General features: G+C 58.9%; 13 protein-coding genes. 7 read left to right on the top strand and 6 right to left on the bottom strand.

Annotation, left to right across the window (positions count from 1 at the left end; all coding sequences use genetic code 11):
- Positions 1–30 precede the first annotated feature (30 nt).
- Positions 31–1,344 carry an ATP-binding protein gene (locus HBR94_RS10825; RefSeq protein WP_170044767.1) on the top strand — a complete coding sequence of 438 codons (1,314 nt, stop codon included), beginning with the start codon at positions 31–33 and terminating at the stop codon, positions 1,342–1,344.
- Between the two features lie 128 nt (positions 1,345–1,472).
- Here the strand turns inward: HBR94_RS10825 and rimK are convergent, their stop codons facing one another.
- A complete protein-coding gene (gene rimK / locus HBR94_RS10820) occupies positions 1,473–2,378 on the bottom strand; it encodes a 30S ribosomal protein S6--L-glutamate ligase (RefSeq protein WP_057957998.1) in 906 nt (301 codons plus the stop codon).
- Positions 2,375–2,824, bottom strand: coding sequence for an ATP-dependent zinc protease (locus HBR94_RS10815; RefSeq protein WP_169960036.1), 450 nt, complete (start codon positions 2,822–2,824; stop codon positions 2,375–2,377). The genes rimK and HBR94_RS10815 overlap by 4 nt, the downstream gene beginning before the upstream one ends.
- A gap of 315 nt (positions 2,825–3,139) precedes the next feature.
- On the opposite strand from HBR94_RS10815, the gene HBR94_RS10810 reads away from it, so the two are divergent.
- Positions 3,140–3,547 carry a S4 domain-containing protein gene (locus HBR94_RS10810; RefSeq protein WP_057437060.1) on the top strand — a complete coding sequence of 136 codons (408 nt, stop codon included), beginning with the start codon at positions 3,140–3,142 and terminating at the stop codon, positions 3,545–3,547.
- Positions 3,548–3,588: 41 nt separating this feature from the next.
- On the opposite strand, the gene HBR94_RS10805 is transcribed toward HBR94_RS10810, so the two are convergent.
- Positions 3,589–4,389: a phosphatase PAP2 family protein gene (locus HBR94_RS10805; RefSeq protein ID WP_170044766.1), complete on the bottom strand. Its 801-nt coding sequence runs from the start codon at positions 4,387–4,389 to the stop codon at positions 3,589–3,591.
- 126 nt (positions 4,390–4,515) lie between these two features.
- On the opposite strand from HBR94_RS10805, the gene hslO reads away from it, so the two are divergent.
- Together hslO and HBR94_RS10795 are read left to right on the top strand one after the other, a co-directional pair.
- Positions 4,516–5,418, top strand: a complete 903-nt coding sequence (gene hslO / locus HBR94_RS10800; RefSeq protein ID WP_057437064.1) for an Hsp33 family molecular chaperone HslO — start codon at positions 4,516–4,518, stop codon at positions 5,416–5,418.
- 179 nt (positions 5,419–5,597) lie between these two features.
- A complete protein-coding gene (locus HBR94_RS10795) occupies positions 5,598–7,139 on the top strand; it encodes a phosphoenolpyruvate carboxykinase (protein WP_057437065.1) in 1,542 nt (513 codons plus the stop codon).
- Between the two features lie 115 nt (positions 7,140–7,254).
- On the opposite strand, the gene HBR94_RS28950 is transcribed toward HBR94_RS10795, so the two are convergent.
- Complete coding sequence (locus tag HBR94_RS28950) at positions 7,255–7,611, bottom strand: DUF1493 family protein (protein ID WP_057437676.1); 357 nt, start codon at positions 7,609–7,611, stop codon at positions 7,255–7,257.
- A gap of 274 nt (positions 7,612–7,885) precedes the next feature.
- Complete coding sequence (locus HBR94_RS10785; protein WP_057958000.1) at positions 7,886–8,368, bottom strand: hypothetical protein; 483 nt, start codon at positions 8,366–8,368, stop codon at positions 7,886–7,888.
- A gap of 292 nt (positions 8,369–8,660) precedes the next feature.
- Between HBR94_RS10785 and HBR94_RS10780 the strand changes: the two genes are divergently transcribed.
- The 3 genes from HBR94_RS10780 to HBR94_RS10770 all read left to right on the top strand — a co-directional run bounded on the left by HBR94_RS10780 (position 8,661) and on the right by HBR94_RS10770 (position 12,502).
- Entirely contained in the window at positions 8,661–9,836 is a 1,176-nt protein-coding gene (locus tag HBR94_RS10780; protein WP_057437068.1) for a tetratricopeptide repeat protein, read from the top strand.
- 273 nt (positions 9,837–10,109) lie between these two features.
- The gene (locus tag HBR94_RS10775; RefSeq protein WP_170044765.1) at positions 10,110–12,047 is read left to right on the top strand and encodes an ATP-dependent DNA helicase RecQ; all 1,938 of its coding nucleotides are present in this window, start codon (positions 10,110–10,112) and stop codon (positions 12,045–12,047) included.
- Positions 12,048–12,070: 23 nt separating this feature from the next.
- A complete protein-coding gene (locus HBR94_RS10770; RefSeq protein ID WP_057437070.1) occupies positions 12,071–12,502 on the top strand; it encodes a thioesterase family protein in 432 nt (143 codons plus the stop codon).
- Between the two features lie 134 nt (positions 12,503–12,636).
- Here HBR94_RS10770 and HBR94_RS10765 read toward each other — a convergent pair whose 3' ends face one another.
- A complete protein-coding gene (locus tag HBR94_RS10765; RefSeq protein ID WP_057437072.1) occupies positions 12,637–13,116 on the bottom strand; it encodes a glycine zipper domain-containing protein in 480 nt (159 codons plus the stop codon).
- Positions 13,117–13,134 lie beyond the last annotated feature (18 nt).

Raw genomic sequence — 13,134 nt, 5'->3', positions numbered from 1 at the left:
TCGCTCTTGCCAGGTGTCTAGCTGTCTTCTATGAAAACCCCGCTGTGGTTCCCCCAAAGTTTCTTCTCCCGCACCCTTTGGCTGGTGCTGATCGTCGTGCTGTTTTCCAAGGCGCTGACCCTCGTTTATCTGTTGATGAACGAAGACGTGCTGGTGGACCGGCAGTACAGCCATGGTGTTGCGCTGACATTGCGTGGCTACTGGGCTGTGGATCCCGAGAACCGCGAAAAAGTCGCCAAGGCGTCGACGTTGACCCGCGTGGATGGGGCTGGCGTGCCGGAAGGCGAGCAGCATTGGCCTTACAGCGAGATCTACCAGCGCCAGATGCAGGCCGAACTGGGTGAAGACACCGAGGTGCGCTTGCGCATGCATGTATCACCCGCCCTCTGGGTGCGCGCGCCGAGCCTGGGCGATGCATGGATCAAGGTTCCGCTGTATCCGCACCCGCTGCGGGGGCAGAAGATCTGGAACGTACTTGGCTGGTTCCTGGCTATTGGCCTGCTTTCCACCGCGTCGGCCTGGATTTTCGTGCGCCAGCTCAACCAGCCGCTCAAGCGCCTGGTGTTCGCCGCCAGGCAACTGGGGCAGGGGCGCAGCGTGCGCCTGCCGATCAGCGATACGCCCAGCGAAATGACCGAGGTCTATAGCGCGTTCAACCAGATGGCCGAGGATGTCGAACAGGCCGGTCGCGAGCGTGAGCTGATGCTGGCCGGGGTGTCCCACGACCTGCGCACGCCGCTGACACGCTTGCGCCTGTCCCTGGAACTGATGGGCAACCACACCGACCTGACCGATGACATGGTCCGTGATATCGAAGACATGGACGCGATTCTCGACCAGTTCCTGGCGTTTATCCGCGATGGTCGCGATGAGGTGGTGGAAGAAGTGGACCTGACCGACCTGGTCCGCGAGGTCGTGGCGCCCTATAACCAGAATGGTGAGCAGGTGCACATGCGCCTGGAGCCGATCCAGCCCTTTGCGTTGCGCCGGGTCTCGATGAAGCGCCTGTTGAACAACCTGATCGGCAACGCCTTGCATCATGCGGGCACCGAGGTGGAAGTCGCCGCCTATGTGTCTGGTGACACCAACGCGCCCTATGTGGTACTGAGTGTCATGGACCGTGGCGCCGGGATTGATCCGGCGGAGCTGGAGGGCATTTTCAACCCCTTCACCCGTGGCGACCGTGCCCGTGGTGGCAAAGGCACCGGCCTGGGGCTGGCGATTGTGCGGCGGATTGCCTCGATGCATGGTGGCAATGTTGAGCTGCGCAACCGTGCCGATGGCGGGCTGGAAGCGCGGGTGCGCTTGCCGTTGGGGCTGATGTTGCCAAGGGGTGCGGTCTAAGCCACGACGAAAATCAAATGTGGGAGCTGGTTTGCCTGCGAAAAGACTAACAGTGATGTTGAATGTTAGTCAGTCATCGCAGGCAAGCCAGCTCCCACACTGGTTTGTGCTGCCCTAAAGGGCGTATTTCAGCCCTTGCCCTTGGTCCGGGTCAGATTCGGCCCGCTGTTCTTCTCCAGATGCTGAATGATGATCCCCGCCACATCCTTGTTGGTGGTGGTCTCAATTCCTTCCAGGCCTGGTGACGAGTTGACTTCCATCACCAGTGGCCCGTGGTTCGAGCGCAGGATATCCACGCCCGCCACACTCAAGCCCATGACCTTGGCTGCGCGCAGGGCGGTCATGCGTTCTTCCGGGGTGATCTTGATCAGGCTGGCGCTGCCACCCCGATGCAGGTTGGAGCGAAACTCCCCCGGCTTGGCCTGGCGCTTCATCGCGGCAATCACCTTGTCCCCCACCACGAAGCAACGGATATCGGCCCCGCCGGCTTCCTTGATGTATTCCTGGACCATGATGTTCTGCTTGAGGCCCATGAACGCTTCGATCACCGACTCTGCCGCCGTGGCGGTTTCACACAGCACCACGCCAATGCCCTGGGTGCCTTCCAGCACCTTGATCACCAATGGCGCACCGTTGACCATCTCGATCAGGTCGGGAATGTCATCGGGGGAATGGGCAAAACCAGTCACGGGCAAGCCGATGCCCCGGCGCGACAGCAATTGCAGGGAGCGCAGCTTGTCCCGGGAGCGGGCAATGGCCACCGATTCGTTGAGCGGAAACACCCCCATCATTTCAAACTGGCGCAGGACCGCGCAGCCGTAGAACGTCACCGAGGCCCCGATACGCGGGATCACCGCGTCGAAGCCTTCCAGTGGTTTGCCCCGGTAGTGGATCTGCGGCTTATGACTGGCAATGTTCATATAGGCGCGCAACGTATCGATCACCACCATCTCATGGCCCCGTTCGGTGCCGGCCTCGACCAGACGGCGGGTGGAATACAGACGCGGGTTACGCGACAGCACAGCGATCTTCATGCAACACCTGTGGCAGCAATAGTGGAGACCGGGAACACCGGCTTGTCTTGAACGTACTTGAGCCCCGGGTTGACCACTAACTGGCCGTCGATCAGGGCTTTGGAACCTAGCAACAGGCGGTAACGCATGGTTTTGCGGCAAGCCAGGGTGAACTCCACCCTCCATACCCGATCACCCAGGGCCAGGGTGGTGCTGATGACGTAGCGCACCTGCGCCTGGCCGTTGGAGCTTTTAATGGTTTTCATGGCCACCAGCGGTGCTTCGCAGCGCCGGTGACGCAGTTGCACCACGCTGCCCAGGTGCGCCGTAAAGCGCAGCCATTTTTCACCGTCACGCTCAAAAGGCTCGATCTCGGTGGCATGCAGGCTGGAGGTACTGGCGCCGGTGTCGATCTTTGCGCGCAGGCCCGCCACACCCAAATCGGGAAGCGCCACCCATTCACGCAGACCGACAACGGTCAAATGGTCAAATGTCTTCAATATGAACAACCGGCAATCAGGGAAGTTTCTACGTCATACGACACTAGCGTCCAATAGCTCACGGATTGTGACAACCCAGGACCGTTGACGAGCGCTTGGCGCCGAATTCGCGGTATTCACGCAGAATATTCACCAAATGGCGACAGATATCTTCACACCATAAAAAACCACGGCTGAAGGGAAACTGCCTGACACCTGGCGTATCTTAGGTGAGCCTTGGCGTTTGTGCGTCGAAGGGATTCGACTGTTAAGTTGCGACATTTTTCAGAGCGAGGAATTCAAGTGGCTCAAAAGCAGGAAGAGGACGAAAAAGTCCGTTTGGACAAGTGGCTGTGGGCCGCACGTTTCTACAAGACCCGGGCCTTGGCCAAGGCCGCCATCGAGAGCGGCAAGGTGCATTGCCGAGGCGAGCGCTGCAAGCCGGGCAAGGAACCGCGTGTTGGCGACGAGTTGCAGATTCGCATCGGCTTTGATGAGAAAACCGTGTTGGTGGAGGCGCTCTCCATCGTCCGCCGAGGCGCGCCTGAAGCCCAGGCGCTGTACACCGAGACCCCCGCCAGTATTGCCAAGCGCGAGAATGCGGCGGCCATGCGCAAGGCCGGAGCCTTGGGTATGAGCACCGACGGCAAGCCGAGCAAGAAACAGCGCCGCGACCTGTTCAAGTTTCGCGGCAGCGGCAATGATGATTGAGGGGTTACGTGCAGGAGCCGATCAGGCTCCTGCACCAGGGCTCAGGCGTTGCGGATCACGCTCAGGCGATTGATCGCGGGTACCCGTTGAAGCAGCCGGAATAGCGGTTCGGTTATGCGTAGCAGCCAAGCTGAGACCTTCGCCGCAAACGGTGTGTAGTAACCCCAACCCAGCGCTAACAGCGCCAGCAGTACGCCACCGATGTAGTCGTCCTGCCCCCAGTGAGCACCTGCCACCAGGCGCGGCATCATAAACAGCAGTGCCAGGCCCCAGATCAGCAGCACCTGGCCGATCCGCTTGGCAAACACGCTCATGAACATCCCCCAGATCAGCAACACTGAAGCATGATCACCGGGGAAACTCTGGCTGGAACGGTCTTTCAATTCCCAGGTTTTTTCCAGGTTCGGGAAGTAATCGCTCATATGGATCGCTCCACTGATCACCATCGACGGGCTATTGTGCTGCCAGCCCATCTGCGCCGCGAGCTTGGAAAACAGCATACGGATAAACAGCAGTAACAGCAGAATCGCGAGGAAGCCGAAAAACGCCTGGCGTACTTCAATCGCCTTGAACACCCATTCGCCGCGAATCAGCAGCATCAGCAGGATCACCCCGACCACCGCATCAAATGGCCGCAGGCTGGCGATCGCCCATACATGCAGCCAGGTCGGGTTGCTGGCCAGCGGGTCGTTGAGCAGATGAAACAGCCATTCGTCGAATATCACGCAAAGCATCTGGCCTGCGGGCCATAGCCAAAAACACAGCAGCCCCAGAGCGAGTAAATTGCACAGGGCCAATCGCCCGAGGTTCCACTTGGCTTGGAACAAACCCGGATTGTTCATAAACTGTTTCCTCTTCGCTCTAAACTCTCTTCACCTATCAGAAGAAAAGCGCACCAAATTGGTGCTAAAGCGCATAATTTTAGAAACATTGTCATCACTTTGTCATCAATTCAGATACCCAGACCTATGACTGATCTACCGGATACCGACTTCACCCAACGTTTCCTCTTTGACGACAACGACGCTCGTGGCGAGCTGGTTGCCCTGGAGCGCAGCTATGCCGAAGTCCTTGCCAAGCACCCCTATCCGGAGCCGGTCGCGCAGTTGCTTGGCGAACTGATGGCCGCCGCGTCGCTGCTGGTGGGCACCATGAAGTTCGATGGCTTGCTGATCCTCCAGGCGCGCTCCGAAGGCCCGGTGCCGATGCTGATGATCGAGTGCTCTAGTGAGCGGGAAATCCGTGGCCTGGCACGTTATGACGCAGACCAGATCCCGGCGGACGCGACCCTGGCCGACCTGATGCCCAACGGCGTGCTGGCGTTGACCATCGACCCGACCGTTGGCCAGCGTTACCAGGGCATTGTCGATCTGGACGGGGAAACCCTGTCCGACTGCTTCACCAACTATTTCGTCATGTCCCAGCAAGTGGGCACCCGCTTCTGGCTCAATGCGGACGGCAAGCGCGCCCGTGGCCTGCTGTTGCAACAGCTGCCGGCGGACCGTATCAAGGACGAGGATGAGCGCGAGGAAAGCTGGCGTGGCCTCACTGCCCTGGCCGGTACCCTGACCGCTGAAGAGCTGCTGGGCCTGGACAACGAAACCATCCTGCACCGCCTGTACCATGAAGAGGAAGTGCGCCTGTTCGATGCGCAATCGCTGCGTTTCCATTGCAGCTGCTCCCGCGAGCGCTCGGGCAATGCCCTGGTGAGCCTGGGCCTTGAGGATGCGCAGAATCTGGCGGTGGAGCATGGTGGCAGAATCGAGATCGACTGCCAGTTCTGCAACCAGCGCTACCTGTTCGACGCTGCCGATATCGCCCAATTGTTCGCTGGCGCTGGCGTTGACACCCCTTCTGGTACCCACCACTAAAACGTTTAAGCACAGGTAAATCACCTGACAAACGCCGGATTAGAGGTGTTCTGACGGGAGGGCCCTACTTTTTTTGGGCTTTTCTGGCATAATCCGGCCCACTTTTTTCGCGGTAGTAGTGCGCAACTTTCTACTACAAAACGTTTGGAGCACTCGGCCATAGGCCGACGGGGAACCTCATGACGCAAGCCAATAACGCCGTATACACCGATCTGAGTGTTGACGATCTGGTCAAAGAAGCCCTGCAGCGCGGTGAAGGCGTGCTTGCCGATACTGGCGCGCTGGTCGTAGAAACCGGTCACCGTACCGGTCGTTCGCCGGTCGACCGTTTCATCGTTGAAGAGCCATCCACCCAGGCCGCTATTGCCTGGGGCCCGATCAACCGCAAGTTCCCGGCCGACAAGTTCGATGCCCTGTGGGCTCGCGTCGAGGCTTTCAACAACGCGCAAGAGCATTTCGTTTCCCACGTGCATGTAGGTTCTGCCGAAGAACACTACCTGGCCGTGAAAATGACCACTCAGACTGCCTGGCAGAACCTGTTCGGTCGTTGCCTGTTCATCAACCCGGCCCAGTACAACCCGGCCGGGCGTGAAGAGTGGCAAGTGCTCAACGTTGCCAACTTTGAATGTGTGCCTGAGCGTGACGGCACCAATTCCGATGGTTGCGTGATCCTCAACTTCGCCCAGAAAAAAGTCCTGATTGCTGGCATGCGTTACGCCGGCGAGATGAAAAAAGCCATGTTCTCGGTGCAGAACTTCCTGCTGCCGGCCGCTGACGTGCTGCCAATGCACTGCGCTGCCAACATCGGTGAAGAAGGCGACGTGACCTTGTTCTTCGGCCTTTCCGGCACTGGCAAGACCACCCTGTCCGCCGACGAAAGCCGCTACCTGATCGGTGACGACGAACACGGTTGGGGCGAAGGCGTGGTGTTCAACATCGAAGGCGGTTGCTATGCCAAGTGCATCGACCTGTCGGAGAAGAACGAGCCGGTCATCTGGAAAGCCATCAAGCACGGCGCCGTCCTGGAAAACGTGGTGATCGACGATGCCAAGCACGCCGATTACACCAACGTCAGCCTGACCCAGAACAGCCGCGCGGCGTACCCGCTGGAGCACGTTGCCAAGCGTTCCGAGAAGAACCTGGGCGGCGAGCCAAACGCGGTGATCTTCCTGACCTGCGACCTGACTGGCGTACTGCCACCGGTGTCGATCCTCAATGAAGAACAAGCGGCCTACCACTTCCTGTCCGGCTACACCGCACTGGTGGGCTCGACTGAAATGGGTTCGGGCAGCGGCATCAAGTCGACCTTCTCCACCTGCTTCGGCGCACCGTTCTTCCCGCGTCCGGCTGGCGAATACGCAGAGCTGCTGATCAAGCGCATCCGTGGCTTCGGCTCCAAGGTCTACCTGGTCAACACCGGTTGGACCGGCGGTGGCTACGGCGTCGGCAAACGCTTCAACATCCCGACCACCCGTGCGGTGATCGCAGCGATCCAGAGCGGCGCGTTGATCGGTGCGCAAACCGAGCACCTGGACACCATCAACCTCGACGTGCCATTGGCCGTACCGGGCGTTGAGACCGGCCTGTTGAACCCACGCAACACCTGGGCTGACAAGGCTGCCTACGACGAAGCAGCGAAGGCCCTGGCCGGCCTGTTCGTCGAGAACTTCAAGAAATTTGAAGTGAGCGACGCGATCAAGGCAGCGGGTCCGAAGTTGTAAGATTCGCTAGCTGTTGAAAAGCCGCCCCTAGTGGGCGGCTTTTTTGTGCGCGTGGAAATCTCGATGAGCGTAGAGCAGGGCGGCAAAAAGGCCCACATTAACCACTCAGTGTTCTTTAGCTCAGATTTTCCAGCGTCTGTGTATCCCAGCTATGAGTCTTGATCGCCAGGTAGAGCATGCCGATGGTGAGCGGCATTTTCTCGCCCCGGCCCTTGGCGCGGTGTTTGAGGAATACATCGAAGACCGGCGGGTTGAAGTAACGATAAGCATCATAGTCACCCAGGTCGAGATCGAATGTCTGCTCCAGCGCCTCCATAAATTGCCTGGCTTCGGCGCCGTCGCAGCCGAGGTCGAAGTTAAGCGAGGTTTTAAGGCGGAGGGTCTTGTGCTTGGGCAGGCCGATTTCTTCGTGCAGCAATTGCAGGAGCTGCTGCATGACAGGGTCTTCGGGGAAGTGGGGGGCCAGGTTCATGGTGGAAGCACGCAGGAGTGGGTGAGGGGGATGGTCGTGATGATGGCGGTATTTGTTGCGGGTCAGAAAGAGTGCCAAGCCTATCAAGAATAGAGCGAGGGGGAGGAGTTGAATGCTGAGAATGATGGCCACATAAGGTAGCCAGAATGTCAGGATCAAGCCGCTTACGATAAACGTGGCAGCAAAACGCTTTCTGAGTGTGCCGTCGGTGATTTTGTAATGCAGCAATAGATAAAAGGCGAAGAAGATCGCCGTCTGTAGATACAGCATTTGACTATGGCTCATCTGAGTACACATGCATTGAGAGGCTTGAGCGCTGCGGGCCAATTCCCCCGCTGACCCGAGCCTCTAGGCCGATGATGATGTCTGCACGCTGGAAGTTGCGGAGCTGGCGGGATATCAAATCGCGGGTGAAGTTTTCGATCAGTGATTCTGCCTTGCTGGAAATGATCCCAATTGGGGCTGCAACCGCACCTGAAATGGCTTTTTTGACGACGTTATTCCGGTTGTTCAGGCTATCGGCCTGTTTTCTGGTCAATGGTTTTGAAATGGCCACTGTCATGAGGCACGGAAGATCCTGGGCGAGCATTCGCTCATACAGACTTTGTAGTCGCAGGCGAACCTCTGGCGCAGAGGCCTTTGCGTCTAGCAAGCAAAGGCTGGCAAGTGCTTGCTTGTTATCGGGCCGTACAGTGAAACGAATCACGCTGAACGTGACGCCGTAATGGCCGATGTACTGAGTCCTTTCAAGGTTCACGGATTTCTTGCCGAGAAGGTTGCGAGGGCGCTAGTTTCGGTCAGGCTCGGCCGATTCTGTAGAGGGTTGAGTGGGCACCTGAGGCAGTTTGGGAAGCGTATGGTGCCCGACCAAGCAATTTCCTACAGAGTCTTCTGATGTTGGCAATTTGGCTGTGGGGCACCCTGGCGCAGGCGGGATAAAAACCACGTCACATTTTGTATAAAATCCCGGCAAAACCCCTGAATTCAGCGTATGTTTCACCGCAAAATCTTGTAGGGCAATTCCGCCCACTACTTAAAGGGAGTTAAGCATGGGTTTGCTTCGTATCGCCTCGGCGATGTCATTGTGTGCGGTGGCGTTTTCTGTCCAGGCCGAGCAGTTGCCAATTGAAGTGCTCAGTGCGGTGGTCAAGGACCAGAAAATCGCCGACGCTGAAGTCTTGCTGCAACGCAACGGCGCACAGAACGTGGTGGGGCGCACCAACGCCCAGGGCCAGGTCACCCTCACCAGCGAAGTTGCCGATGGCGCCGACAATCTGCTGATCATAAAGAAGCCCGGCTACTCCAACCTGGTGGTGAAGTGCCCGTGCAAAGGCATGACATACGCCATCAGCCCGGTGATGGAAAACCTCGACGGTCTGCGTGTAGTGCTGACCTGGGGGCAATCGCCTTCGGACCTCGACTCCCACATGATCTTCCCCGGCAACAACATCTACTTCAACAGCAAGACCGGCACCGATGCCGAGTTGGATGTGGATGACACCGACAGCTACGGCCCGGAAACCATCACCCTGCAGAAAAAACACTACGGCGAAAGCTACGTCTACGCCGTGCATGACTTCTCCAACCGCACCAATACAGGCTCCACTGCACTGTCCGAGAGCCAGGCCAAGGTGTTTGTGTACATGGGCCAGTCCCTGGTTCGCACCTACTACGTGCCGACCAACCGTACCGGTAACCTGTGGACCGTGTTCCGCATGACCGGCAGCGGCGACTTCCAGGACATCAATACCTTCACCGGCGTACTTGTCGAAGCCAAGGATGTGCTCAACGAAGTCAAACCCCTGCTCAACGATAGCGTTGCCGTGGATGCGGTGGTGGTCAGTTCTGCGGTACAGGGCGATGCGAAGAAGCTGAACCTCAAAGGCGAAGCGGCCTACCAGGCCGGTAACCTGGACCAGGCAATCGACTACTTCCGTCAGGCTATCGAACTGGACAATTCCTTCGGTAAAGCCTACGGCAACCTCGGCCTGGCCTATCAGAAAGCCGGTAACACCGCCGAGTCGATCTGGGCCAACCGCAAGGCAATCGCCCTGGCCAGTGGCCCGACAGCGGCCACCGTGCGCGCCGGTTCCTACTACAACATTGCGCGGATCTACGAAGCGGCCGGGCAGTTTGCCGATGCGCTGCGTCACTATCAGTTGGCCAAGGAACAGAAGGCCAACCCGGTGTATGACAAAGCCATTGAGCGTGTGCAAAACCGCTGATTGAGCTGTAGCAAAGATCTGAAAATGTGGGAGCGGGCTTGCCCGCGATAGCGGTGTAACAGTCAACAGCAGTATCGACTGGGGCACCACCATCGCGGGCAGGCCCGCTCCCACTTTTGTTTTGGGGTGTTTTATAGATTGCCGTTTGCTACCGGCTTCACCCTCGCCGCCTGTGTATCATCCTGTCTCTCTTTTCCACGCGACCTTTCTCGATTCGCTGAAAATCCCGGGCTATGTTTTAGGCCTGTTCAGCGGTCAATGGAGTGACAGCTTATGCACGACACCCTCCAGCAGGTCTTTGGTTATCCACAGTTTCGCCCAGGCCAGGAGGCGGCTGTCAGCGCCGTGCTGGCCGGCCGCTCGGCGGCGGCGATCTTTCCCACCGGCTCCGGCAAATCCCTCTGTTATCAGCTCTCAGCCGTGTTGCTGCCGCACCTGACACTGGTAGTGTCGCCGTTGTTGGCGTTGATGCAGGACCAACTGGACTTTTTGCAGCGCCATGGCATTTCGGCCGGTAGCATTGATTCGACACAAAGCCGTGAGCAGGCCAATGACGTAATGGCCCGCGCTCGCTCCGGCGAATTGAAGATCCTGATGATTTCCGTAGAGCGCCTGAAGAACGAGCGCTTTCGCAACTTTTTGCACAGCGTTTCGATTTCGCTACTGGTGGTGGACGAGGCGCACTGTATTTCCGAGTGGGGCCACAACTTCCGCCCGGACTACCTGAAACTCCCCGACTACCAACACCAGTTCAACATTCCCCAGGCGCTGCTGTTGACGGCCACCGCCACGCCCAAGGTCATTGCGGACATGCAGGCCAAGTTCGCCATCGCCCCCGCCGACGTGATCACCACGGGGTTCTACCGGCCCAACCTCAACCTGTGGGTGGAGCCGGTCAGCGGCGCCGACAAGCGCCGGCGCCTGGCGGAGTGGATGGGCGAGCGGGCCAACCAGCCGAGCATCGTCTATGTCACCTTGCAGAAGACTGCCGAGCAGATCGCCGAGCACCTGAATCGCCATGGCATCCAGGCCGAGGCTTATCACGCAGGTTTACCCCATGATAAGCGCGAAGGCATCCAGCGCCGGTTCATGGGCGGCCAGTCCAATTGCATCGTCGCTACCATTGCCTTCGGCATGGGCATCGACAAGAGCGACATCCGCAATGTGGTGCATTTCGATCTGCCCAAATCCATCGAGAACTACAGCCAGGAAATCGGGCGTGCCGGTCGCGATGGCCAGCCTTCCGAGTGCCTGGTGCTGGCCAACCGCGACAGCCTCAATGTGCTGGAGAACTTTGTGTACGGCGATACGCCGGAGCAGGAAGGCATCCGCCTGGTGCTGGAGGAACTGCTGGCGGCCGGTGATGACGGGCAATGGGAGTTTCTGCTGCGCTCGTTAGCGGAACTGAGCAATATCCGCGAGCTACCGCTCAAGACTTTGCTGGTGCAGTTGGAGCTCAAGGGGGTGATTGCACCGCGCTATGCGTTTTATGCCGAGTATCGCTTCAAGTACCTGGTAGAGCCGGAGGTATTGCTGGCGCGTTTTTCCGGTGAGCGACAGCAGTTTGTCGCCGCGATTATCCAAGCGTGCAAACGGGCCAGGAGCTGGGCCACCGTGGACTTTGATGCGCTTTATCAACAGCACCAGGCCGAACGCGGCCGGGTGGTCAAGGCGCTGGATTATTTCCAGGAGCAGGGCCTGATCGAGCTGGAGAGCAAGCAGATGACCGAGGTCTATAGCCTGCTCGATACCGGGTTTGATCCCCAGGCCTTGAGCGCCGAGTTATACACAGGCTTCAAGCAGCACGAAGCCACGGAAGTGGCGCGGATCCATGGGATGTTGGCGTTGTTCGCCAGTGAGCGTTGCCTGGGCTTTCGGTTGGCCGAGTATTTTGGCGACGCAGCCGCCCCCCGCCAGTGTGGGCATTGCTCGGTTTGTCATGGCCAGGTCGCCCATCTGCCGGCACCACCGGGCCTGGCACCGCTTGTGGATAAAAACTTCCAGGGGCTGTGCGGGGATTTTATCCACAGGCATCATCAACACACTGGCAGCTTGCCAGGGGCCGAGCGCTTGACGCGGTTTTTATGCGGGATCAGCGTGCCACTGTTTACCAAGCTCAAGGCCCGGGGGATTCCAGGGTTTGCGGTGCTGGAAGAGTATCCGTATGCCGAGGTGCGGGATTGGGCCGAGGCCCACCTGAACGACCTGTAAATTCACTTCAACGAGACTTGTCCATGCCTGACTCAATGCCGCAGCGTGCCGATTACCGTCACTTCCAGCCGATCATTACGCGCTGGCACGACAATGATGTGTACGGCCATGTGAATAACGTCACCTACTACAGCTTCTTCGACACGGCAGTGAACACGTACCTGATTGAACAGGGCGGGCTGGATATCCATGACGGCGAAGTGGTGGGGTTTGTGGTGAGTTCGGCGTGCGACTACTTCGCCTCGATTGCTTTCCCCGACCGTATCGAGATTGGCCTGCGGGTGGGCAAATTGGGCAACAGTTCAGTGCAGTACGAATTGGCGGTGTTCAAGGCCGGCGAAGATGAGGCCTGTGCGGCGGGGCGGTTTGTGCATGTGTTTGTGGATCGGGCGACTAACCAGCCGGTGACGATTCCACAGGTACTGCGCGAAGCACTGCAACACCTGGCGGTCTGACGGCGGCCTGCGAAACAATGAAGAGCTAATGTGGGAGCCGGGCTTGCCCGCGCTAGCGCAGTGTCAAGCCACCTATTGGTTGCTGGCATTGCGCTAGCGCAGGCAAGCCAGCTCCCACATTGAGTTTGCTGTGTTTACCGGTGACGGTAGTGATGCTTGTTCTTGCGATGGCCATACGCATGCCCACGGCCACGATGATCATCACGGTCATAGCGGCGGTTATCACGCCCGCGATAGCGACGGTCGTCGTCATCGCTCTTATTGCCCATATAGTTACCCAGCGCGCCGCCCGCGCCACCGCCGGCTGCCGCGCCGATCAGGCTGCCGGTGCTACCGCCGACACTGCGCCCGACCACGTTGCCGCCTGCTGCGCCCAGTGCGCCGCCAATGGCTGCTTCGCCACGGCTGCGTTTGTCTGCGCCCACTGCGCTACCGCCGGCGCCGCCCAGGGCCGCACCAATGGCCGAACCGGTATTGCCGCCGATCTGCTGGCCGACGACCGAACCTAAAACCCCGCCCAATGCGCCGCCTACACCGGCTTCGGTGGTGCCACCGGCCATGGCTGCGCCACTGACCAGGCCAAGGGACAACAAGAGAATCGAGGAGAACTTCATAGGTGAACCTCAAGGGGA

This window comes from Pseudomonas sp. WS 5412, from assembly GCF_012985615.1.
Classification (GTDB): Bacteria; Pseudomonadota; Gammaproteobacteria; order Pseudomonadales; family Pseudomonadaceae; genus Aquipseudomonas; species Aquipseudomonas shahriarae.
This window is presented reverse-complemented; position numbering and strand designations above follow the sequence as displayed.